Here is a 23,739-nt window from a genome sequence, read left to right on the forward strand (position 1 = left end):
ATGCAGATGAGCAAAAAAAGATTAATTATGCTGTTCATCATCATTGTAGTGATCGGAATAGTTTTGTTTCTCTTTTTACAACCAGATAAGAACGAGCAGAGACAACCAGAGCAAAACCCTCCCTCTACCGAAGAGGAGACAGAAGAAGAAACACCAGAGGATGAACCGCAAGAGGAAGAAGAATCGCTTGCTCAGACTGTCCGTGACAGGGTCATAGGTGCACTTAATTTTTTGCAAAGTGATACTCATATTGTTGCGATTGGTGACTCGCTCACACAAGGTGTTGGTGATGAAGACGATAATGGTGGGTATGTAGGTATATTAGAAGATCAGTTAGATGAGGAGAACATCCATGTAACCTTTGATAACTTTGGTGTGCGAGGTAATCGAACAGACCACTTGTTAAGACGATTAGAAGATAATCCGGAGATTACCGATTCATTAGAGGACGCTAATATGGTATTAATAACGATTGGTGCCAATGATATTATGCAGATTATGAAAGATAACTTTATGAATCTTACAGAAGAACCTTTTATCGAAGAACGACAACCATACAGCGATAGACTAAGACAGATTCTCGAAAAGATCATGGAAACCAATCCAGATGCTAATATCTATTTACTTGGTTTCTTTAACCCGTTTGAATCCTATTTCAGTGATATCGAGGAACTCAATCAAATTGTTACCAGGTGGAATAATGCCAGCCTGCAAGTGACCAATAACTTTGAGCAGGTACACTATATTCCGATGCAGGATATCTTTCAGTACACGGATGAAGAAGTATTCTCAGAGGATAATTTCCACCCAAACCACCGTGGATACCAATTGATGGCAGAACGCGTTATTACCTATTTACAAAATGATTTACAAGATGCTCAAGGCTAAAGGATGACCATAATGGAAGAAAAAAAATTAACCAATTGGAGAAAATTATTTATCACATTGTTAGCGGTAAACGCCGTGCTTATCTTCGGTGTTATTCTGTTCATCTTCTGGCCTGTGCCTGGGGAAACACCGCCTGATAAACAGTTTATTGAGGATGATGCGGGGGCTGAATTCACGATCCGCTCCAGCAAAGAAAACTTGAATGAACTAGTCAATGCCTATTTAGATAAACTGCCTAAACAAGAAAACATACAATATGCTGTAAAGTTTGATGAAGAAGTACATTTGATGGGATCGGTGGAGGCCTTCTCCCAAGAGGTTCCTGTTAATATTACCTTTGAGCCGATTGTCCAAGAGAATGGCGATATCTTATTACAGTCAACCGGTATGTCGTTGGGATTATTGCGATTACCACAGGATCGTATCCTCCAATACGTGAACAGTCGAATTAGAACACCTGAATGGATTACGATCAGCCCGAAGGATGAATCTATCTACATTGCCGTTACACAAATGAACCTTAGGAGTAACTTTCGCGTCAAGGCACAACAAATTAACTTGGAAGATGATAACATCAGTTTCCGGATTAAGGTCCCTAACAAAACATTGGGTTTGTAGGGGGAATCGCACAATAACCGCTATAACAGGCTGTCTTCCCTTAGCTGATCAATCCATTTTGATAGGCATAGACAGCTGCTTGTGTCCGATCTTGCACTTCTAATTTACTAAGGATATTGCTGACGTGAACCTTGGTTGTTTTTAAAGCGATAAACAATTCATCAGCAATTTCTTGGTTTGTTTTCCCTTGTGCGATCAACAATAGAATTTCCATCTCGCGTTTTGTTAGACTATCATGCTGAGACTCTTTACTGCCACTTGAAAATTTCTGCATCATTTTTGCTGTCACTTCTTTTTCTAATACCGATTCGCCATGATAAGTGTCGCGAATAGCTCCAGCAATCACATCGGCTTTGGATGTTTTTAATAAATAGCTGGTTGCCCCGGCTTCTAATGCAGGATACACCTTGTCATCATCAATAAAACTAGTCACAATAAGAATCTTTGCCTCTGGCCACTGTTGTTTGATTTGACGTGTTGCCTCAATTCCGTCCATCTCTTCCATAACCAAATCCATTAGAATAATATCCGGTTTTAAGTCAAGGGCCAGCGTTACTGCCTTCTTGCCATTATCCGCCTCTGCTACTACTTCAATATCTTCCTGTGTGTCTAAATAAGCACTTACTCCAATCCTTACCATTTCATGATCGTCAACAAATAAAACGCGGATCATGTTTCTTCACCTCCATCACTGATTAGTGGTACACGTACTTCTACCTTCGTTCCCTGTCCTTTAATACTTACCATGCGCAAATTGGCACCGACCTCAGCCGCCCTTTCATACATATTCGTCAATCCATAGGATCGGTCTCGTTTATCTTGCACATCAAATCCAATTCCATCATCAGTTATGCGTAAAATGAGGAAGTGTTCTCGTTCGATTAACAAAACAGCCAGTTTATCAGCCTTAGCATGACGCAAAGCGTTGGAAATAGCCTCTTGTAAGATACGGAATAGTTGGTCTTCAATCCCTTTACTTACGGTGATATCTTCTAATTGCCAGGTGATGTCCATTGGGACCTTAGCATGGAGTTCTGCTAGTAATTGTTCCACACCTTCATTTAACGTTTTATTTTTTAACTGTACAGGTCTTAGATGTAGTAATAACGCCCGCATCTCCAGCTGTGACTGCTGGATCATTGCTTCAATCTGCTGTAATTGCTTAGTCATCTTATCACTTTGTCCCTTATTGGCTGTAATCACGGCTGACACTAACATCGAGGCGGCAAATAGTTCTTGACTGACGGAATCATGCAACTCACGTGCCAAGCGATTACGTTCTTCCGAGATCACTTGATTAATCGTTTCTTCCTGGTCACTTGCACGTTCTTCAATCAATTTCTGCGTACGTCTCGTTTGTTCCTGAATATACTGTTGAACTTCTTTTAACTTTGCTAATACATCATCCATCTCTTCAAAAGAAACTGGATCAGAGAAGGATTGATTTTTCAAGATATGGTGCAAGCTTGTCTCTACATATTGTAGTCGACGCTGCCAGAAAATGGTCATCACAATACCAATTACGGACCCGAAAAGAATGGTAATCATGGGTAGCATCACGATAAACGGGATCTCAAATACCTTATTTGTCCACAGATCACTCCAATCCTCAATCGGAAAAGCAATATAATAAATAGACCCCAGCATACCCAATAACAAAAAGGCGAATAAACAGGTTAAAAAAATCATGCGTGTATATAATTTCATCCTCTTTTCACCTCAAACTTTCCAGCTATCATTTGGGTGAAAATTCGGACGCGTTGATCCGATATCTCAAAGTCTTTTGTCTGCACTTGAATATGTCGATTGAAGGCATTTTTTTCTTCATGCTCGAATGCATAGATGTCACCAAAAAGTACGGTATGATCCAGGATAATTTCGACATCATAAGGCACAATAATCGTTACTTTTCCAGCTAGTTGCCGAATCACAATAACGGCGTCATCATCAGGTAGCATGGTATTATTTAAGTCAATCACCACATCTCCTATGGCCGATTGAAAATTCAAATCCTGCCAGACAAAACCTTGATCGGTGGTATGATACTTACCGAACCACTCCGTTTGTATCACTCGATCTTCATATAAGGATTCTTCATCGATGTTAAGATATTTGGGCTCCGGTTCTGCCTCTTTCTGTCTTTGTTGGTACCAATGCCAGACAAAGTAGATCACCACAGCGAAGATAACCAGCCTTAGTACATAAGTGTTTAGCGCGGCAATAAAAATAAAAACAACTCCGCCCCAGAAGATCGTTTTTCCTGTCATCGTATGAAAAGATCTTCTTCCCAAGTAGATTCCCACAGCCCCAAGTGCAATCAAAAAAAGGAGGCCTGGATCTATAAATAAAATTTCAAATAACAAGAAAACGGCACCTACAATGATGAGTACCTGCAATACATCGCGGTTGTTTTTCTTGGACATATAGATCGCCTCCTTCCCCTTTGTCTATTTAATAAACTGCCTGTTATGTATGATTGTTCTTTATGTAATAGGGGTAAGCTCAGGCGGTTTTCTCGACTGGCTTGGTTGTTCCCGCTACAATAGTCACCACGATACTGCTAATACTTATAACTGCCCCTAACACACCAGCGGCACTTATCATCGTACCATCCTCAACAAAAAAACCTACTGGTATCAACACGATAAAGGACATCGCGATAAATCCTTGATATACTGCTGAAGCTATCTTGACAACAATATGATTAAAAAATGCCAATATGACAGGGGGCAAGAAGAAAAAGACAACTACCCCAATCGCTAGCCATAATCCCCATGGCTCATCGAAGGAATTAGCATTTGTTCCGATTGGATTTTTCGCCCCTGCTAAGATAAGACCAATCGCCACCAGGAGCGTCAATACAACCATGGTCACTCTTTTTATCATTATCATACTCCTTTCTGATAGAAGGAAAAAGGCGCAGCGCATATGCTGCACCTTGTTAACAACCTTTTCCTTTCCGATCATGACATCATCCATGATTATAGAATAACATGTTTTTAGCTTGATTTTGTAGCCTTTTTTTCTAATTCTTGAAAACGGGCGTCTAACGTGTGTAAACGATAGTCGGAACGGACGCGTTGCTCAATGCGTTCAATATAACTTTCCAATTCGGCAAATTTAGAAGCGCTCTTGGAAACAAGCTCCGTTTCTAACACCTTGTTCATTCCTTGTGTGGTGCGAGCAACATTCTCCCGGCTGCGAAGCTCCAATCTTTTTACATAGAGATCCTTCAATTTCTGTTTCATTTGGATATATTTTGTTTCGAGCATTTCCAAATCTTTAATGGACTTATCAGACATTTCATCCAAATGGACTACACGTGCCTCGAACTGTTCTAACTCCGTTTTTGCCTCTGCTAACAGATCTGTTTCATTCATTTCCTCTGCTAGCTGCACTTGGCGCTTACGTTTTTCTACCATGGTTTTCGCTTGATTTCGTTCCCGATCAATATCATGTTTGATCTCATATTGCTTGTCCATAAGGTGTTTGATTTTCTTAACTTCTTGCTCGCATTCACGAATATACTGATTAACGTGTGCTATTGGGTTCTTTTCCTCCTTACGATCGATAGCGTCATTTAAATCTGCCATCACGGTGTCTTTAATACGAGTAAATAAGTTTGCCATTGTAAATTCCTCCTTGAGTTTATTAAATGTTTTCCCATTCTAAGTAGTCTTTTGACTGTTTTTCTTCTTGATATTTCTTATAGGCATAATACAAAACGACCAAGGCAGCGATACCGATCAAGGCTGGGATATTGGATAGTGACATCGATACACCGATTAACACTACGATTGCCCAACCAACCTTACTACCGGTTGTGTCTGCCAGGATGAATTTCTTCACTCCGTAATAAGCAATTAACACACTGATGGCAAGCATGATTATGGATCCTAAATTGGTTAGCAACACAATACCGGCGATAATCGCTAAACTGACGATTAAAAATGTTTTCATCTGCTTTGCCTCCTTCCATACTTATATGATAGCTGGTTTCAAGGCTTTTCAAAACGGGCTGTGGATATATTTTGCAATAGGACTGGAGGCGTAGGGTGGGTAGGACTTGTGGGAGTGGAGACAGAATAGTTGATGGAGCAAGTCAGTGACAGAGTGGCGGGAGTCATAATGGCGATTAGAACTGGCAGTGGTTTTCGTGCGCCTATAGATCGAACCTTATGGTCTGGGTAGAACAATTTCTGCTCCTCGGTCCGTAAGATTCAAATATATATAATATGCCACCAAAAAAGCACCCGTCCCATCACGAGTGCTTTCTTCTTATCTCTCTTTAAAATCAAAAGATATCACTCTATCGGTAACCGGGTTATAGATGACCGTGCCGCGTAGATTTAATTGCCCTTGATTGGATTGTAGCACAAAATCATATACCTCTTTCACTTGATTGTTTTCTGGCTGACTTCGTTCTACCAAACTATAGTCCGTCACTCGAGCATTTGGATAAGCTACTTGGATGACTTCCAACAGATATTTTCCCCATTTCTCCTCGGCAAGATCTGGAGATGGCTGAAATTGGATCGGGATTACACCTACTGAAGGATTAACACCCAACGCTTCAAAGGCCATGCGATGCAAGTTCAGCTGATTAGCTGGCACATTTGGCACAGAATCAACCACTGTTACTAATACCTCTCGAGCATTTTGCGGATTAGTGACTTTGATCAACTGACCACATTGATAAGGCGACAGACTACTTACCGCCACCGTCATATGCTGATTATACGACCATGGTATATTACATTTTGTTGTTGTCCCTCCTGTTGTCCAAGTTGCCTGACCAGCTATGGTTTGCTGACGCATATCATAGGCATAACTTGAATAGTAGGGATATTGATATGGATTCATGTACACTCTCCCCCTTTATGCTTCATTCATTCTATTATATGAAAGCATAGGCGGATGGTGTGACACAAAACACCATATCCATAAAAAAAAGATGACACCAAGTGATGTCACCTTTTTATTTATTCATCTTTTTTCAGCTTGGCTAGAGCATCCGCCAAGGCTGTATTGGAAAAGCCTTCATCCTGCTTATTTAAATACTTATTCACATCTCGTTTCGTTGCCTTGTTTTTCCCTTGTTTTTCTTTTCGTTTTTGGAAAGAGGATAATTTTTCATGGTAACCACAAACACAAGAAAAGGTTTGACTGTCACCTTGACCACGCAGTTCCATCCGCTTATGGCAATTCGGACAACGGGCATTCGTCTTCTTGGCGATTGGCTTGCGTTCACCACATTCCCGATCTTGGCAAACGAGCATGCGCCCCTTTTTACCGTTGACCTCTAGCATCAACTTACCGCATTTCGGACATTTCGTACCAGTCATATTATCATGTTTGTAAGTAGCACCACTATTTTTCACCTGATGAACTACCTCTCTGGTATATCCTTTGATTTCATTAATAAAAGCCTGTTTCTTCAATTTTCCATTCGCAATTTGCTGTAGTTTTTCTTCCCACTGGGCAGTTAACATTGGAGAACGTAATTCTGCCGGAACCAACTCTAATAACTGCCTTCCTTTCGATGTAAGGTACAGATACTTCCCTTTTTTCTCCATATAAAAGGTGTTAAATAATTTCTCAATAATATCCGCTCTGGTAGCTACTGTACCAAGTCCACCTGTTGCCTTCAGTGTTTGGGTCGCCTTTTTATCCTCTCCGTCTAAAAACTTCGCTGGATTTTCCATAGCAGACAATAAGGTTCCCTCTGTTAAACGCTCTGGTGGTTGTGTTTCTCCTTCATTTAAGGTGAGTTTGACACCATGCCAGCTATGACCTTCCTTAATATGATTAATCTTCTGTTCTTCTTCGTTATCTTCTTTCTCGTTGTATAGCACTCTGAAGCCTAAATCGATCACATTTTTTCCAGAAGCGGTAAACACTTCCCCACCCATCTGCGCGGTTAGCTGGACTTGTTCAAATTGATAAGGCGGCAGTAATACCGCCAAGAAACGTTTGATAACCAGATCATAAATTTTTTGCTCTTGATCGGTTAAATTGGACAGATAGACAGGTTCCTCGGTTGGTATAATCGCATGGTGATCCGATACCTTGCTATTATCGACAAACGATTTATTGCCTTTAATCGGTTTTTTCTTGATTTGATTCGTCGCCTTGGCATAGGGTCCTATGCCACAACCATCTAAACGTTCCTTCAAGGTTGGTACGATATCTGTTGAAATGTATTTGGAATCAGTTCTTGGATAGGTTAACACCTTGTGCTGCTCATACAATTTTTGCATAATCGACAAGGTTTGTTTCCCTGAAAAACCAAATATCTTATTGGCATCCCGTTGTAAATCAGTTAAATCATATAAGGTTGGCGCATAATTTTTCTTTTGTTTTCTCTCTATTTTCGTAACGGTTAAATCTTGGTTTTGTAATTTATGAAGAAGCTCTTGCGCCTGATCATGGTTAAATAGACGAGTCTCTCCATTACTTTTACGCCAAGTTAATCTTATATTGTCCTTGGTACGAGCCTTTATTTGATAAAATTTCTTCGGCTTAAATTCCTTAATCTCTTGTTCTCGCGCAGCAACCATAGCAAGCGTTGGTGTCTGCACCCGTCCACTTGATAATTGCGCATTAAATTTGGTCGTTAATGCCCTCGTAGCATTAAGTCCTACATACCAATCTGCTTCTGAACGTGCCACCGCTGAATAATAAAGGTTTTCATAGTCCTTGGCCGGTTTTAGGTTTTGAAAGCCTTGCTTAATTGCTTGGTCGGTGACGGAAGAAATCCATAGTCGCTTGACCGGTTTATGGACGCGAACTTTATCCAATATCCAACGAGCTACTAATTCCCCTTCTCTACCAGCATCCGTTGCAATAACAACGTCCTTCACATCTTTGCGGATCAACTGATTCTTGACCGTTTGGAACTGCTTACCTGTCTGCTTAATCACTACCAATTTCAAGCGGTCTGGCAGCATCGGCAGCTCTTCCAGTTTCCATGTTTTATATTTTTGATCATAAACCTCTGGATCTGCTAATGTTACTAGATGACCCAAGGCCCATGTCACGATATATTGCGAACCTTCCATAAAGCCGTTTGCTTTTTTACTGCACTTTAAAACACGGGCAATGTCTCGGCCTACGGAAGGTTTTTCTGCAATTACGACTGTTTTACTCATAATAGACAATCCTTTCTACTGCTTCCTGCTAACTACTTTACCACAAAAATGACTTTGCTAAAAACCTTACGTATGGGATTAACCGGTTGGAAAAGCGCTGATAGCTAGGATGATGAACGTATGATAGGCTCCCCTAGCTCGGTACAAAAACTGCTCTTGTTGATTTGTTGACTATTAGATCCATTCTTACGGACAAAATTTCGGAGGTTGGCGGTTTTTTGTCCGTGAGATTCATTGATATTGTATTAGTAGAGTAGACAAGTTCGAGACATGTCCACTATAATAGGGAATTTAATCAACAGGAGAGTGGGCGGAACAGATGAGAACTTATAGTTATGAATTGAAGAAAGAAGTAGTGGGGAAATATTTTGAAGGACATGCCATTCGAGACTTAGTACAAACATATGATATTAGTGATGGAAGAGTGGCTAGACGTTGGGTACAAAGAGTTCGAGAGGGAGGTTATGAAGCGCTTACAAACAAGAAGCAACCTAGTGACAAACAAAGGAAAAACCTGGAGACAAAAGCGAAAAAGAAAGAGCTAACTAAAGACGAAAAACTCGAGCGTCAGGCGCTCCAGATTGAATTATTAAAAAAGCTTTTGGAGTTGGAAAGGGGGTGAGAGAACAGAAAGAGCTACAGTTTGCTTTTATTGAAGCCAATGCCAAGGATTATCCGGTGACGGACTTAGTGGAGCTAACCGATGTATCGAGGGCAGGTTATTATAAGTGGAAAAACCGTGGAGGCGGCAGTATGCAAGCGAATCAAGATGAACAATTGTATAGCTACTTATGGAAGTTGCATCAGGAGCATCGTGGGACACTGGGGAGAAAACGAATGAAAATAGCTCTGAAGGAAACCTATGATATTCAGGCGGGAGAAATGCGTGTAGCTCGTATCATGCGACAATATGGCTTGCGTTGTAAGATTCGACAAAAGCGCTATGTGAAACGTCATGACAGCCATCATAAAGTAGCGAATATCTTGGATCGTAACTTTCATGCGGAAAAGCCAGGATGCAAATTTGCCATTGACATCACCTACTTGCCTGTCCAACAAGGGGTTAATAAATTTCTTTATTTATGCGCCATTAAGGACCTGTTTCATGATGAGGTGGTAGCTCATGCCGTGGGACCTCGTCAAGACATGGCATTGGTCTATGAGGCTTTAGAGGGCTTAAAAGAAAAAACGTTTGTGAAAGGCGCCATCCTACATAGTGATCAAGGCACACAATTCACAAACGCTGGTTATCAAATGCGTGTCCAAGAGATGGGTCTCACACCATCCATGTCCCGCAGAGGCAACTGCTGGGATAACGCATGTATTGAAAACTTCTTCAGTCACGCAAAATGTGAAATGGCCTGTTTCTTTGAAGACGCAAAGACAGCATCTGAAGTGCAATACGCGATAACCGAGTACATTCACTATTACAATCATAAACGAATCCACACCAAATTACAAACAAATCCTGTGCACTTTATCGAGCGATGGGAGGGTCAATGGGGCACAAGAGGAACAGCGAAAGCCACAGCGTAGCTGCTTGTCCTTGCCAGCTATGCCTCTTCTTAGCGATTCGCTGTGTTGGGACCCGGGACCCGACCAGCGAGAGCTTAGAAGAGATGGGTCATGGTACGCTGCATGCGCGAATCGACAGCCCTTAAAGGCTTTATTTTTCCCGATTCGACATGCCTACCTCACCACGACCCCAAATAGCTGGCAAGGATGGCGGATAAACGGCCTACGTATCATCAGGGTAAGAAAAAATGACGGACAATTTCGTTTGTCTACTTGACAGATGCATGTGCATCCATTCTTACGGACAAAACTTTGCGGTTTGCTGGTTTTTTGTCCGTGAGATTCGTTATTTGCCTTTCTCCTACTGCTTATTATGACAAGCAAGCCTTTTAGACAGTTAACTGAAACTCCTGGCTCTGCTTGTCTTTACCGTTTATTCGTATCGTTAGCCGGTGGAGACCAGCATAATGTTTTCTGGTGGTAAGATTCACAAACTTTTGCTTGCGAATGATCTCTGTTTCGCCCGGTGCAAAAAGTTTATCGGATAATTGAAAAATTTTACGGCTTTGTTTCCCATTTGCTTTGACAAAATCAATGGCATATTCAACTCGCAGCTTTTGCACTGTATCAGTCGGATTAATTACTCGAAATGAAAAAGTCAGTGTCTCTCCTAGGGTCAATTCCTCGCTTGATAAACGGAAGTCTTCCACCACCATCGCCTCCGCGTCAAGATAACCAAATAGCGATAACACCTCTGGTTTGCCTTGCTTTAGAAGAGTCCGGCTGCCATGGCGCAAAATCCAATCCGTCTCCTCCCGCTTGCCACGCCATTTTTGAACAATTGTCTGAACCAAGTCTGGATGATCCTTGGCGATATCATTGAGATTATTAGCGACGCTTTTCTGGACATACTTGGAGGAGTCTGCTTTGAGCTGTTCCAGAATAGGCAGAATGGCCGAGGGATCTTCACGGAAAAAGGTTAATGGAGCGGCCCAAGGCAATTTGGGACGGCATCCTTCACTGGCTAAACGACGCACATGCTCATTATCATGCTTCGACCACTGCCGCATCTGTGCCATCATTCTATCTGGATCATTCTTGATAAATGGTCTTACAGCAAATTCCGCACTGGAACCTTGTGTAAACATCTCTAGTGCCTGTATCGAAATCTCCCAATGATCTTGACCGAATCGTTCTACAAAATCTGGGAAAATTAAATAAGGAAAACCTGTACATTGCGGAGCTATCCCCAACAAAATAGTAATGGCCTCTGCATAGTCTGCGGGCAAATGTTCACCTATGCTCTCTGTGATCCGACGCATACGCTGTTTCAATTCAAGCGTCTCCCAATCTGTATGATAAACAGCAGCAAGAAACCCTGCTTGGTCAAAGCTTGGATAAACCTGTGTTATTTTTTCCATCAGTTGTACCAAAAAAGCATGATTATAGACCTCTTTTAATGGCTCAGATGACATTTATTTCTCACTCCACTTCCAAAAATGTTATGATAGTATATCGAATAGTCTCTACCATCATACCACGGTTAGGGTGATTATATTGTATACATGGTTAAAAAAACGAACCAAAACACAACTTATAACTGTTTGCCTTTTGTTAATCAGCTGTATTGCATCACTTATCTTTGTCTATCATAACCACGATTTTTATGATCGCACCATCGTCAAGGTAACAGATGTGACGGAAAGCAGCCAAGAAGAAACGACAGATGAATATGACAACAAAGATATTCGTGTCACACAACAAATAACGGGAGAAATCCGTAATGGCGAAGAAAAAGGCGAAACCATAGAACTGACCAATACCTATTCAGAATCCCTCGGGATTGAATATCAACTATCTGCTGGCACCGAGATTTTTTTGGCCAATGATGGCAGCTCTATTAGTGATATTAAACGGGATAAATACTTACTCTGGGCGGCATGGGCGTTCCTGCTTATATTATTGGCAGTAGGTAAATCAAGGGGAGCTCTGTCTGCGATCAGTCTGGCAGTAAATGCAATTATCCTCTCCGTTTCTTTAGATATCTACTTGCAAAATGGCAACCTGAGCCTATTTGTCATCAGCGGGATTAGCATCGTGATTTTCACCATATTATCTTTGTTGATGGCCACGGGTTTCAATGAAAAAACTTATACAGCAATTATTACAACACTAATTGGCACCTTTCTCTCGTTGCTTATTACCTATATTGCCTTGCGTGTAACAGGCGAGCAGGGGTTGCGTTATGAAGAGATGTCGTTTCTCACTCGTAATCCGTACACGGTCTTTATGGCAGGCCTGTTGATCGGCTCATTAGGGGCAGTAATGGATGTGGCAATCACGCTATCTGCCTCCATTTTCGAGATGTTTGAGAAGAATCAGCGCACCTCGATCGCCACTTTAAAAAAAGCAGGATTTGAAGTTGGAAAAGATATTATGGGAACCATGACGAATATTTTATTTTTTGTCTATATCAGTGGATCGATTCCGATGCTTTTACTCTATCTCAAAAATGAATCGCCACTAGGGTTTACCCTGACGATGAATCTATCGCTTGAATTAGCTCGGGCATTGGCTGGGGGGATTGGTATCGTGATAACCATTCCACTTGCCATCTATATCTCGATCTTCTTCATCAAAAGAAAGCAGGCGAGTCTATCATGAATGTATTAGTATTGCTAGCGATCATCCTATTTTTCTTAATGGCATGGGTTGGCGGGAAGAAAGGAATTAAGTCGTTCAGCGCCTTATTTATTAACTTTCTGATTGTGATCGCAACGGTATTGGTGATGAATGATCCTGATGCTCACCCAGTCTTGTTAACCATCGTCGCATGTGGATTGATCAGTGCCACCAGTCTCTTTTTTATCAATGAGATCAATAACAAAACCGTGCTTGCTTTTTTTGCGTCGATTGTCACGATTGTGGCGTTGTTATTCTTTATTATTCTGTTGACAGAGCAGTCAATGATACAAGGCTTTGGCGAGGAAGAATCCGAATCGCTGACTATTTTCTCTGTGCACATTGGACTTAACTTCGTTCAAATAGCGGCCTCGGTTATTATCATGAGTACGATCGGGGCCATCTTGGATACGGCCATTTCCATCACGTCACCTATGCGGGAAATCCATGATCAAAACCCAGATATTTCTAGAAAAGATCTTTTTTTGGCCGGCATTCGGATTGGTCGAGACATCTTAGGCACGAGTACCAATACGTTATTCTTCGCCTTTTTCGGCGGTTACATGGGACTAATTATTTGGTTTAAGGACTTGGATTACTCGATTGGAGATATCGTGAACGCCAAGGTGTTTAGTGATGAGATGATTACGATACTTATCTCTGGAACAGGGGTCGCAGCGGTTATACCCATTGCCGCTGCAATGAGTGCCTATTATCTGACACGAAAAAAGGTGCGCGAGGAATAGATCGATAAATGCGTAGAGAGTCTGAAATGGTACAAAAAGGAAGCAAGGATCTCCCCCCTGCTTCCTTCTATCATTATTTCGTTATGATGTCTTCCAACAATACCCTTTCACCTGTTTCATTGGACTTTGCGGCCGCTTGATTCATCACGGTAAGGTTATAGAAATCCTCTGGTTTCAGGCTTGGTTCGGCCGTTTTGTTAATAGCCTGTACCCATTGCTCCATTGGCATTGGTGCCGAAACCGGGTCTGTTACCTCTTTCCACTCTCCACCTGCGCGCAGGCGTACCGATTCATCTTCTACTATTAACGTTCCTTCTGTACCATATAACTCTAACAAGAAGGGACTGCCGCTGGACAAAAAGCTTGTTTCTAAAATACCGATCGCACCAGATTGGTAGTCTACCAATACTGCTGCATTGTCGTCCACCTCATACTGATCGCTTGTTGATTGTAATACAGCAGATAGCGATCGAGCTGGTCCTGCCAGACGATTACTTAAATAGATGCCATGGGCACCCAAATCAATTAACGCCCCGCCACCACATTGTTCTTTATCAAAGAAGTGTGGAGGTAACCAGCCTGTTGCACTGTTCTCCGATGGCACAGCCCCATTATGAGCATATCGACAACGAATAGTGGTGAGTGTACCTAAAAGACCTTCGTCTAACACCTTTTGAGCACGTAAATAGTAATCTTCTGTTAACCTTGGCAGGGAAACCATCAGCTCTACACCTGCTGCTTCAATGGCTTTCATGATTTCCTGATAGTCATCTACGGTAATCGCTAACACTTTTTCCGTAAACACATGCTTCTTATACTGCGCTGCCTTGACAATCACTTCTTTATGCATATTAGTTGGGGTATCAACGATTACTGCATCAATATCTGATTGCGACAACAACGCATCCAAATCTTCATAAAAAGGCACCGCTAATTCTTCTGCCCATTGCTTTCCTCGTCCCGGTTCTTCATCCCATACGGCGCTTATCTGGATACCATCATTTGCTTTTGCCTGTTGTGCATAATCATTGGCATGCACGTGCCATCTGCTTAATAAGGCTACATTTAACATTTTATTCCTCCACTCCTTATGTAAGTTACCTATTTATATTCGCTAACCATGAGCTAACTGTAACCCTTTTCACTCATTCTAATCTAGTATAGCAAATCCTCAAAGACTTGACTAATCATAGCATTCAAGAACGGCAAAGTAAGCAATAGCTCCAACGCTTTTATCCCCACTCTGCCACATGAGACGATTTCCTATACTGCTTATATCGTTTTCTATCCTTAGATTCTCTGTTGTTTCGGTTATGTGATAGACTTTTTTGCGAATATGACGAGATATTCAAGAGAATGCCTACTTCTATCATCGTAATCATTAATGAAGATCCTCCATAGCTAACGAATGGCAATGTAATGCCGGTTATCGGAAGCAAACCCAAGATCGCTCCTAAATTAATAATGGCTTGCATCAATAACTGAAAAGTGAGCCCAATAGCAAGTAATCTACCAAATAAATCTGGGGCACGGCGACCGATTTGTACACCTTTCATCATTAAGAATAGGTAAAAACCTACTACTATCAAAACCCCCAAAAGACCTAATTCTTCCGAGATAATCGACATGATAAAATCGGTATGCGCTTCGGGCAGATAACCAAGCTTCTGTACGCTTTGCCCTAAGCCTAGTCCCCATACGCCGCCAGTATGAATCGATATATAGGAATTCACCAGCTGATAACCAGCCCCATCTGCATCAGCAAATGGATTGGTGAAAGAAGTGAGTCTTTCCAGACGATAAGAAGATCGGACCGCAAAAAATATAAACCCTGTTACAGCGAAAGACATTAAAAACAACAGGTAACGATACCGAACCTTGGTAAAAAAAAGCAGGACACTGCAGGAACAGACAATCAGCGTTGCGGAACCTAAATCAGGTTGTACCAATATCAATCCAAAGACGACTACTAACACGATTAGAGGTGGTATTACCCCTTTACCAAAATGATTAATCAACGCCTGTTTACGGCTGTAAAAATAAGCAAAATAGATGAGCAGACTTATTTTGGCTATTTCAACAGGCTGAAATTGAAAACCGCCGAGCCCCAACCACCTTCTAGAAAAATTACGCTCGATACCTATTTGTGGAATCAGCACCAACACCAGTAAAAGGAGGGTAACGAGCAATAGTACAGGACTCAACTTCCCATATATTCGATAAGGAATACGCAACGCTAATAACAAGCATAATAAACCAACGCCCGCCCAGAATAATTGTCTATTGACATAATGGCTGGCATTGTCAAAACGTAGATAAGCATAAGGAAAACTGGCACTGTAGACCATCACTATGCCAAAAGTGAGGAACAATATAAGTACCACCAATAACGGCATATCTACCTTTCGCCATTGTCCCAATCTTCCCCCTCCTTACGTTTCCATTCCATTCTCTGAAGAAAATAGATAATTCTTCGTGCGTAAATAAATGCTTTGTACCAAACCTAATGCCAGCATATTGGTAATCAGCGCACTCCCACCATAACTAATAAACGGCAGTGCAATGCCTGTTACAGGCATTAAACCAATTGTCATACCGATATTTTGAAATACTTGAAAGGCAAACAAAGCGACAACTCCAACACAAATATAAACAGCAAAACGATCATTCGCTTTTAAGGCAATCACAATAATGCGATAAATTAATAGAAAATACAATACGATCAACAAACTGCCGCCGATAAAACCAAATTCTTCTCCAATCACGGCAAAAACAAAGTCAGTATGCGCCTCAGGAACACGTCCGCTCTGCACTTGAAAACCTTGATTGAAACCTGAACCTGTGAAATGGCCTGCCCCAATACCCAACTTGGCTTGATCTAACTGATAAGAAAAATTCATGGAGTACTCAGTAGGATCTAGCCAGCTGTTGATACGGCCTAATTGATGAGGTTTCAAAAAGGTAGAAAGGATGTCCTGATGGTTTTGAAACAAATACCACAAGAAAACCATGCCACCACTTATAAGCAAGGTCATACCAGTTAGCAGCTTATTATTCATATTGGATGTAAATATAATAGTAAAAGCTGCCACTGCAATCAAAAGAGCTGATCCCAAATCCGGCTGTACCAGAATCAATAGGAAGGGACAGGCAATTAAAAGCAGCGCTTTGCCTATCACTGGAAGGCTTTGAAGAAATGACATTTTCTCTGCGCCTGCCTTTTGAAAAATAGCTGCCAAATAAATAACAAGGATGATCTTCATTAATTCAGAAGGCTGCAACTCCATAAACCCAAGATTGATCCACCTTTGTGATCCATTACGCTCTATACCAAAGAAACGGACAAACAATAGTAAGGCAAGGCCTGCCAAGTATAAATAAAGTGCCCACTTTTCTAACAACTCATAGTCAAATTGGGCGACAGCCAACATCAAGACACCGCTAATGACATACCAAATCAATTGCCTGCTTGCAAAATAAAAAGACTCTCCCCCAGTATACTGTCCCGTACCGCTATATACAGCCGTGACACTAATGAGGAACAACCCAATTAAAATCATCCATATGATGTAATCTCCTGCCGGCTTTTTAAGCATCGTTTTCCCTCACTATTTCACAGATATCGATTGCAGCACATATTGAATCACTAATGCATCATCTAGATATCCGACTGGAATTAAATAGTCAGGGAGAATGTCTATCGATGTAATAAAATAAAACAGGGCGCTACCCATTAATAACAGCTCACTTCTGGGCCTTTTCCCCTCTTTAAATGCAATATACATAGATTCCAGTTGCTCGACCATAGGCCCCTGCCCCTGTATGGATGATAGTTTTTCTTTAAATTGCTGCAATATTTTTGTTTTCCCTTGTGGTGTATTACTTTTTTGTTGATACTCGGTGATGGTATCTTTCAGGCGCTCTTCAGAAATATCCTCTACTGGTAATTTCATATCATAAATAATCCCACGTACATGCGCTAAAGAAATAAACGCCTCTTCTGGTTTTTTCTCAACCAAATCCGTTAAAGGCAGATCCAAAACAGCAGCTATCGATTGAAGATGCTGCAATGTCGCTTGACGTTTTCCATTGATAATACGAGAGATGGTAGACACGTTAATATTAGTTTGCTTTGCGAGCTGACGCATACTGATATTTTGCTCCGCCAATGTTTGTCTGATAACCGTTTGATAGGTTTCCTTCATCCGGCTTCCTCCTTTTTTACGAATAGCTCCATCTTATCTAGGTGTTGACAATATGTCAACACCTAGTAATAAAAAACACTCCGTTTGGTAAATGTATAACCAAACGGAGCATCTGTTTTAACCTTTGACTGAGCCTGCTGCCAATCCTTTGACAAAATATTTTTGTAAGAACAAAAATAACAATGCCATCGGAAGGGTTGCAATAATAGCAGCAGCTGCTACTAGATTTAAATTATTCGCATTTTCCCCGAAGAAGCTGGACAAAGCTACCGTCATCGTCTGTACGGATTTATCCTGCAGGAAGAAGATCGCGAACTGATAATCGTTCCAAATATAAACACAAGCAATGATTAGAATCGAGAATATAATTGGTATAAACACGACATACTTTTTTGCTGGTATGACTTCATTCCTTGTCCATCACAGCAATTAAAACGCATTCATTAATGTTTATTCGATTTTTTGTTAGACAGTTGAAATAGCAGAATACCCTTTGTACCGTAGCTATCATCTCTTATACAATGTCTATCATCCTCTTAAACAAAGAGTTTTCTCATTTGCTTCTGAATAACACGGAATAAATAAAATACAACTCTTCAACCTCCTTACATCAGAAGTACACAAGTGCAGACAATTTAAGATTCAAGAGAGGCATCATTTCAGCAAGTATAAATTAGACTTTCATATATACACATCAAAAACCACTATATCGATTGTTCGAGATAGTGGTTTTATTATTTGGTAGCGACGTTTCTTGCACCGCAACTCTCCCTTACAACTAGATGGGTAGGGACTGTTACTTTTAAAGGAATACTTCTTCCTTTCAATCGATCCATCAAGAGCTTTACAGCTGTAATCCCCATTTCTTCAATAGGTACGTGTACCGAAGTTAATGGACAACTAGCAAATTGAGCTAATTCTACATCATCAAAACTTACTATCCTAACATCGTTCGGAACACTCAGCTTCGCTTCTCTAAGCGCGCTTAATGCTCCAACAGCCATTCGATCACTAGCAACAAAATAGGCATCAGGCATATTCCCTTGTACAATGGCTTCTTTCATTAAACGATAACCATCTACCATAGTAAAATAACCTAGGTGTACATTTTTTTCATTATATTTACCCGTTTCCTTCATCTTTTCTACGAACGTTGCATATCGATCATCTTTCGCAAATTGTCTTTCTTGACCATCCCTGTATTCTACAATATAACCACCCAAAAAACCGATAGTCTCAGCACCATTTTGCAAAAGGTGTTCCAAGGCCAAATTAGTGGATTTTCGAAAATCGAGCACCACCGCATCATACTGACTTTCGTCTGGTGAATAATCAACATAAACTACATGTTCAACCTTGTTTTTTAATGAAACAACCAAACTAGGATCTACCTGTCCTATCATAATAAGACCATCTAAATGCTGACTTAGCTGATCAGGAGTAAAATTATCAGCTCTGTATATAACAGTTGTCCTCATGCCCATTTTAATACATTGGTTCTCTATCCCTTTTCTTAATGCCAGAAAATAAGGATCATTTAACTCCTCTTCAAGCGATTGACATACAAAAACACCCACTTGATATGACTTGTTATCCTTTACTGCTTCTTGTTTTCGAAGTTGAACCGTTTTATAATTCAAGTTTCTTGCTGTGGACATAATACGTTGACGTGTTTCATCCGTCACCGATAGAGTATGGTCATTGTTCAGTACCCTAGATACCGTTGTAGGAGATACATTGGCCTTTAGCGCAATATCTTTTATCGTTGTCATATTTTTTGTTCTCCTTTCTAAATACATACTCCACCATTTATTTTATTCATATGATTATGTATCCCCATAGAGCAAGGGATTAATAATTTGCACGAAGTTTATGCATTTTTTGTCTTTCTGCTACTCTATTAAAGACAAATAAACAGGTTCGCATGATGATATAAGCGATTAAACTACCTGAAAAAAAGAATATAGCATTTGGCAGGACAAACAGAAAAGCTATGGTGAGCGTTATACAAATGAGCAGCCCTAAGTTTATTAATGGATGAGTAGACATTAGATAGAAAGAATATTTAAAGACTTCTTTTAAAGAGATCTGATAATGTACATACACCGGGATAACATATAATAACGTAAGCCCTACAACGATCATAACCATTGTCAATGGAAATTTAATCAAATCATGAAAGGAATTTTGATAAAAAGACATGTATTGAATATTAACATAGAATAAAAAGAGGGTGACTGTTATGGTTAAACCTAATACATTACTTTTTATGAATTCTTTTTTGTAAATAGTATAAAACATCTTTATATTCCACTCATCTATATTCCCCATAAGCCATTTCCGTAAAATGATAAACATTGTTACAGTTGCAGGAAAAACACCAAAGATAACCGCCCCCAATAGAGAGAAACCAAGCCAAAGAATATTGAGATAAGCAATTTTAGCAATCCATTCCATTCCGTTCATCATATTCTTCATTTTTATTATAACACCTCTTTATTTTTGATGATACTATTAGAGCATTAATCAGGTATATTTTCACATATCTTTTGTTCTATTACTTGATTACAAGCCCTGCAGTAGAGTAAACTACTGCAGGTTACTGAAATAATTATAGGTCATTTTTTAATATTACCCTTTAATCCCTGTTAAAGTAATACCTTCAATAATATGTCGTTGTGCAAACAGGTAAACTATAATGACTGGCACTATGGAAATAGTCGCACCCGCCATCATATACGCCCAGTTCGTAACATATAAACCTTTAAAATTATTTAGTAATAATGGTACTGTAAAATTCTCTGGTGTGGACAAATAGATTAATGCATCGATAAAGTTATTATATGTCTGCATAAAGATAAAAATAGACATAGCAGCTAATGCAGGTCGAATCAATGGTAATATTACACTCCAGTAGACTCTAGCTGGATTTGCCCCATCCATAATAGCCGCTTCCTCTAACTCTTTTGGTATCCCTCGGATAAACTGTCGTAATAAAAACACAGCAAATGCATTAAACAAGGCTCCCGGTATAATAAGAGGCAAGTGGGTGTCTAACCAACCTAACCAGTCCATAATTAAGTATAATGGGATCATAGTTACCTGTTTTGGGATCATCATCGTTGCTAAGAATAAAATAAACAAGAATCCCGAACCTTTAAATCTTAATTTAGCAAATGCGTACGCTGCCATGGAACCAGTAAATATCTGCCCTATAACAGCAATAGCCGTAATATAAAAACTGTTCCAATAGGCTCGCCCAAATGGCATCGCTTGAAAAGAATCAATATAATTTTGCCAAACAACTGGATCCGGAATCCACACCGGCGGAATAGCAAAAATCTGAGTCATATCCTTCAGAGAACTTCCGATCGTCCATAAAAATGGAAAGACCATTAGAAAGGAGCCTATAATTAAGAAAATATGCAAAAAAACTCTTCCGTACGTCAACTTAGTCTTCATAATACACCCACCTTTTCTGCAATGTAAACTGAATCAAAGTGATAATTAAAATAACCACAAACAGTATCATCGCAGCTGCTGAACTCATTCCAAATTGAAAGTCAACAAAGGCATTTTGATATATATGATATACCATTGTATAACTTGCCTTGCCTGGTCCACCTTGTGTAAGTACGAATGCCTGATCAAACACTTGAAAAGAACCTATAAGCGCCATTATCGCTAAAAAAAAGGTGGTCGGAGATAACATAGGCAATGTAATTTTATAAAACTGTTGAAACTTTGATGCTCCATCAATTTCCGCTGCTTCATAATAAGATTTTGATATTCCTTGTAAACCAGCTAGAAAAATAACCATATTATAACCTAATTGCCACCAAATACTTAGTACAGCGATTGAAATCATAACAAGACTTGTATTTGTTAGCCAATTCGGCCCTTCAACACCAATCATCGCAAGCATTTGATTCAAAATACCAATATCACCATTCAGAATCCACATCCATATTACTGAAATGGACACGGAACTAGTAACCACTGGCATAAAGAAAAACAAACGATAAAGTTCTTTTCCCTTTATTTTATTCAAAGCCACCGCAAGAACTAGCGATAACAATAATCCCACTGGTACTGTTAAAATCGTATATAAAATAGTATTATAGGTAGCCGTCCAAAAGTCTGATTGGCTCAATTGATTAACATAGTTGCTAATCCCTACAAAAGTCCTCTGACTAAAACCATCCCATTTCATAAAGCTTATAACAAATGCAGAAATCAATGGTATAATGGCAAATGCAATTAAACCGAGCAATTGTGGTGTCAAAAAAAGGAGTGACCATTTTGCATTATTTTTTTGCACGTTCACTTCCACCCTTCATTTATTTAGTATAAACATAGGGTAAGTGAAATCACTCACCCTATTTGCACAATTATTCTCCATTCTGATATTCTGCTATCATTTCTTTCCCGATTTGATCAATTTGTTCTACAGTCGTATCTAAATCTTCTTGCCCTAAGAATAATAGATCTAATGTATCGTTGATTTGTTCATCTAAACCAGGTACAACCGTCCGCTCCACAACACCGACATCCCTAACATCCAATAAATAATTAGAATGTTCTGGGACTTCAACACCTTCAATAATATCATCTGCGGTTGTTACAGACGGAACAGCATTTCCTCCTTCTTCCAATCGATCTCTTTGTCCTTGTTCAGAGACATAATAGGATAGGAATTTTTGAGCTTCTTCCACATTGTCTGAATGTTCTCCAATCGCCATGTAGGCTGCCGCAATTCCACCCATTTCTAATTCCTCGCCTGTATTTGTTGGCCATGGGATATAGTCAAAATCAAAGCTATCATTATCACTAAACATTGGCGTTAACCATCTGCCAGCTGCTATAAATGCCGTTTGGTTTGACATAAACATCGCATCTGGTCCTTGTCCTTCGGGAAGTGAGCCTGCATATGTGAAGTTACCATCAGCAATGTTGTCTGCAATATACCCAAGGGCTTCTTGTGCTTCTTGGTTTTCACCTAAAATCATGTTGTCTTCTTCGTCATATACTCTCCCACCATTAGACCACATCCAGCTATAATAGTGTAATTGTCCATTCTCAGCTACAAAACCATAATTCCCTGCTTCAGTCACTTGTTCATTTAATTGTTGGAAATTTTCCCAATCCCATTCCCCAGCTTCATACAACTTTTGAGGTTCATTTGGATCGATTCCAGACTCCTCCAAAACATTTTTGTTATAATAGATTAACATCGGATTCGAGTCAACAGGTACACCATATAAACCATCCTCTTGCTGTGCATCACCCCAAAGCCCTTCCGCAAACTCGTCTTTCTGTACGTAACTATCCTCTAACTCTAAAAATTCTCCTAATTCAACCAGTCGATCTGTTTGAGCTAACTGTCCCATGTATTCTGCACCTACATAAAACAAATCTGGCGCCTGACTACCTTGCAGTTGAGTAAATAATTGTTGTCTATACGTATCACCTGGAGCAGGAATCAGTTCTACCGATACGTGAGGATTTTCCTCCATGTAAGCATCTACTGCTTTTTGGTATATTTCTTGTTCCTGAGGATTTCCGTATGCTGTCATCGTTAATTCTACATTTTCATCCTCACCTGCTCCCCCATCTCCATTTGAATCATTAGAGCAAGCCACAATAATGATTAATAAAAAACTTAGTACAAGCAACATCGATATTTTCTTCATAACCCTTCTCCTTTTCAGTAAATTATTTACTTGAAAAAATCATTTAAAATTCGGAATTCCTTAATAAATTTAAAAAAGGCCTTGTATTTCAGATCTTTTAACATGTTATCACACTGTGAATCCGCTTGCAACTAAATTTTACTGAATTTAATATATTTTTTTAGTGATATTACACTTATAATAAATAGATATTATATGTTTTGTTCTATTATACTTTTTTTAATTACTGAAAATTTACTGA

Annotated in this window: 24 protein-coding genes and 1 pseudogene; 6 read left to right on the forward strand and 19 right to left on the reverse strand. The window is 39.9% G+C overall.

What is annotated here, in order from left to right; genetic code table 11:
* Positions 1-6: 6 nt before the first annotated feature.
* The gene (locus BN6556_RS05730; RefSeq protein WP_066188254.1) at positions 7-888 is read left to right on the forward strand and encodes an SGNH/GDSL hydrolase family protein; all 882 of its coding nucleotides are present in this window, start codon (positions 7-9) and stop codon (positions 886-888) included.
* A gap of 12 nt (positions 889-900) precedes the next feature.
* Positions 901-1,506: a YpmS family protein gene (locus BN6556_RS05735; RefSeq protein ID WP_066188255.1), complete on the forward strand. Its 606-nt coding sequence runs from the start codon at positions 901-903 to the stop codon at positions 1,504-1,506.
* Between the two features lie 40 nt (positions 1,507-1,546).
* Here the strand turns inward: BN6556_RS05735 and BN6556_RS05740 are convergent, their stop codons facing one another.
* The 8 genes from BN6556_RS05740 to BN6556_RS05775 all read right to left on the reverse strand — a co-directional run bounded on the left by BN6556_RS05740 (position 1,547) and on the right by BN6556_RS05775 (position 8,657).
* Positions 1,547-2,179 carry a response regulator gene (locus tag BN6556_RS05740; RefSeq protein ID WP_066188257.1) on the reverse strand — a complete coding sequence of 211 codons (633 nt, stop codon included), beginning with the start codon at positions 2,177-2,179 and terminating at the stop codon, positions 1,547-1,549.
* Positions 2,176-3,213: a sensor histidine kinase gene (locus tag BN6556_RS05745; RefSeq protein WP_066188259.1), complete on the reverse strand. Its 1,038-nt coding sequence runs from the start codon at positions 3,211-3,213 to the stop codon at positions 2,176-2,178. The genes BN6556_RS05740 and BN6556_RS05745 overlap by 4 nt, the downstream gene beginning before the upstream one ends.
* Positions 3,210-3,929, reverse strand: coding sequence for a cell wall-active antibiotics response protein LiaF (gene liaF / locus BN6556_RS05750; RefSeq protein ID WP_066188261.1), 720 nt, complete (start codon positions 3,927-3,929; stop codon positions 3,210-3,212). The genes BN6556_RS05745 and liaF overlap by 4 nt, the downstream gene beginning before the upstream one ends.
* A 79-nt stretch (positions 3,930-4,008) precedes the next feature.
* Complete coding sequence (locus BN6556_RS05755) at positions 4,009-4,392, reverse strand: hypothetical protein (RefSeq protein ID WP_066188263.1); 384 nt, start codon at positions 4,390-4,392, stop codon at positions 4,009-4,011.
* 113 nt (positions 4,393-4,505) lie between these two features.
* Complete coding sequence (locus BN6556_RS05760) at positions 4,506-5,135, reverse strand: PspA/IM30 family protein (protein ID WP_066188265.1); 630 nt, start codon at positions 5,133-5,135, stop codon at positions 4,506-4,508.
* Between the two features lie 22 nt (positions 5,136-5,157).
* Positions 5,158-5,466: a lmo0954 family membrane protein gene (locus BN6556_RS05765; protein ID WP_066188267.1), complete on the reverse strand. Its 309-nt coding sequence runs from the start codon at positions 5,464-5,466 to the stop codon at positions 5,158-5,160.
* A 318-nt stretch (positions 5,467-5,784) separates the two neighbouring features.
* A complete protein-coding gene (locus tag BN6556_RS05770) occupies positions 5,785-6,369 on the reverse strand; it encodes a DUF3889 domain-containing protein (protein WP_066188269.1) in 585 nt (194 codons plus the stop codon).
* Between the two features lie 119 nt (positions 6,370-6,488).
* Positions 6,489-8,657, reverse strand: coding sequence for a DNA topoisomerase III (locus BN6556_RS05775; RefSeq protein WP_066188272.1), 2,169 nt, complete (start codon positions 8,655-8,657; stop codon positions 6,489-6,491).
* A 319-nt stretch (positions 8,658-8,976) separates the two neighbouring features.
* Between BN6556_RS05775 and BN6556_RS05780 the strand changes: the two genes are divergently transcribed.
* Together BN6556_RS05780 and BN6556_RS05785 are read left to right on the forward strand one after the other, a co-directional pair.
* Positions 8,977-9,279, forward strand: a complete 303-nt coding sequence (locus BN6556_RS05780) for a helix-turn-helix domain-containing protein (RefSeq protein ID WP_066187788.1) — start codon at positions 8,977-8,979, stop codon at positions 9,277-9,279.
* Positions 9,276-10,193 (forward strand): IS3 family transposase, encoded by a 918-nt coding sequence (locus tag BN6556_RS05785; protein WP_066187785.1) that lies wholly within the window; start codon positions 9,276-9,278, stop codon positions 10,191-10,193. Before BN6556_RS05780 ends, BN6556_RS05785 begins: the two co-directional genes overlap by 4 nt.
* Before the next feature lie 368 nt (positions 10,194-10,561).
* Here the strand turns inward: BN6556_RS05785 and BN6556_RS05790 are convergent, their stop codons facing one another.
* Complete coding sequence (locus BN6556_RS05790; protein WP_066188275.1) at positions 10,562-11,647, reverse strand: DNA alkylation repair protein; 1,086 nt, start codon at positions 11,645-11,647, stop codon at positions 10,562-10,564.
* An 82-nt stretch (positions 11,648-11,729) separates the two neighbouring features.
* On the opposite strand from BN6556_RS05790, the gene BN6556_RS05795 reads away from it, so the two are divergent.
* Together BN6556_RS05795 and BN6556_RS05800 are read left to right on the forward strand one after the other, a co-directional pair.
* Positions 11,730-12,836, forward strand: a complete 1,107-nt coding sequence (locus tag BN6556_RS05795) for a YibE/F family protein (protein WP_148436673.1) — start codon at positions 11,730-11,732, stop codon at positions 12,834-12,836.
* Positions 12,833-13,600, forward strand: coding sequence for a YibE/F family protein (locus tag BN6556_RS05800; RefSeq protein ID WP_066188279.1), 768 nt, complete (start codon positions 12,833-12,835; stop codon positions 13,598-13,600). Before BN6556_RS05795 ends, BN6556_RS05800 begins: the two co-directional genes overlap by 4 nt.
* 73 nt (positions 13,601-13,673) lie before the next feature.
* Here BN6556_RS05800 and BN6556_RS05805 read toward each other — a convergent pair whose 3' ends face one another.
* From BN6556_RS05805 to BN6556_RS05850, 10 genes and pseudogenes are all read right to left on the reverse strand, one after another.
* A complete protein-coding gene (locus tag BN6556_RS05805) occupies positions 13,674-14,672 on the reverse strand; it encodes a Gfo/Idh/MocA family protein (RefSeq protein WP_066188282.1) in 999 nt (332 codons plus the stop codon).
* 160 nt (positions 14,673-14,832) lie between these two features.
* Positions 14,833-15,996 (reverse strand): putative lipid II flippase FtsW, encoded by a 1,164-nt coding sequence (ftsW, locus tag BN6556_RS05810; RefSeq protein ID WP_078059970.1) that lies wholly within the window; start codon positions 15,994-15,996, stop codon positions 14,833-14,835.
* A 36-nt stretch (positions 15,997-16,032) separates the two neighbouring features.
* Positions 16,033-17,196 (reverse strand): rod shape-determining protein RodA, encoded by a 1,164-nt coding sequence (rodA, locus tag BN6556_RS05815; RefSeq protein ID WP_066188286.1) that lies wholly within the window; start codon positions 17,194-17,196, stop codon positions 16,033-16,035.
* 12 nt (positions 17,197-17,208) lie between these two features.
* A complete protein-coding gene (locus tag BN6556_RS05820) occupies positions 17,209-17,805 on the reverse strand; it encodes a helix-turn-helix domain-containing protein (RefSeq protein WP_066188288.1) in 597 nt (198 codons plus the stop codon).
* 117 nt (positions 17,806-17,922) lie between these two features.
* Positions 17,923-18,177 (reverse strand): annotated as a pseudogene (locus BN6556_RS05825) (carbohydrate ABC transporter permease); the annotation flags it as partial.
* Between the two features lie 362 nt (positions 18,178-18,539).
* Positions 18,540-19,577 (reverse strand): LacI family DNA-binding transcriptional regulator, encoded by a 1,038-nt coding sequence (locus tag BN6556_RS05830; RefSeq protein ID WP_066188292.1) that lies wholly within the window; start codon positions 19,575-19,577, stop codon positions 18,540-18,542.
* A gap of 79 nt (positions 19,578-19,656) precedes the next feature.
* On the reverse strand, positions 19,657-20,283 hold the full coding sequence (locus BN6556_RS05835; protein WP_066188294.1) for a YesL family protein: 627 nt from the start codon (positions 20,281-20,283) through the stop codon (positions 19,657-19,659).
* A gap of 153 nt (positions 20,284-20,436) precedes the next feature.
* Positions 20,437-21,267 (reverse strand): carbohydrate ABC transporter permease, encoded by an 831-nt coding sequence (locus BN6556_RS05840; protein ID WP_066188295.1) that lies wholly within the window; start codon positions 21,265-21,267, stop codon positions 20,437-20,439.
* On the reverse strand, positions 21,257-22,132 hold the full coding sequence (locus tag BN6556_RS05845; RefSeq protein ID WP_392388584.1) for a carbohydrate ABC transporter permease: 876 nt from the start codon (positions 22,130-22,132) through the stop codon (positions 21,257-21,259). The genes BN6556_RS05840 and BN6556_RS05845 overlap by 11 nt, the downstream gene beginning before the upstream one ends.
* 64 nt (positions 22,133-22,196) lie before the next feature.
* Positions 22,197-23,498, reverse strand: a complete 1,302-nt coding sequence (locus tag BN6556_RS05850; protein ID WP_066188299.1) for an ABC transporter substrate-binding protein — start codon at positions 23,496-23,498, stop codon at positions 22,197-22,199.
* Positions 23,499-23,739: the final 241 nt, after the last annotated feature.

It is taken from the genome of Gracilibacillus timonensis (genome assembly GCF_900086715.1).
GTDB classification, from domain to species: Bacteria; Bacillota; Bacilli; order Bacillales; family Amphibacillaceae; genus Gracilibacillus; species Gracilibacillus timonensis.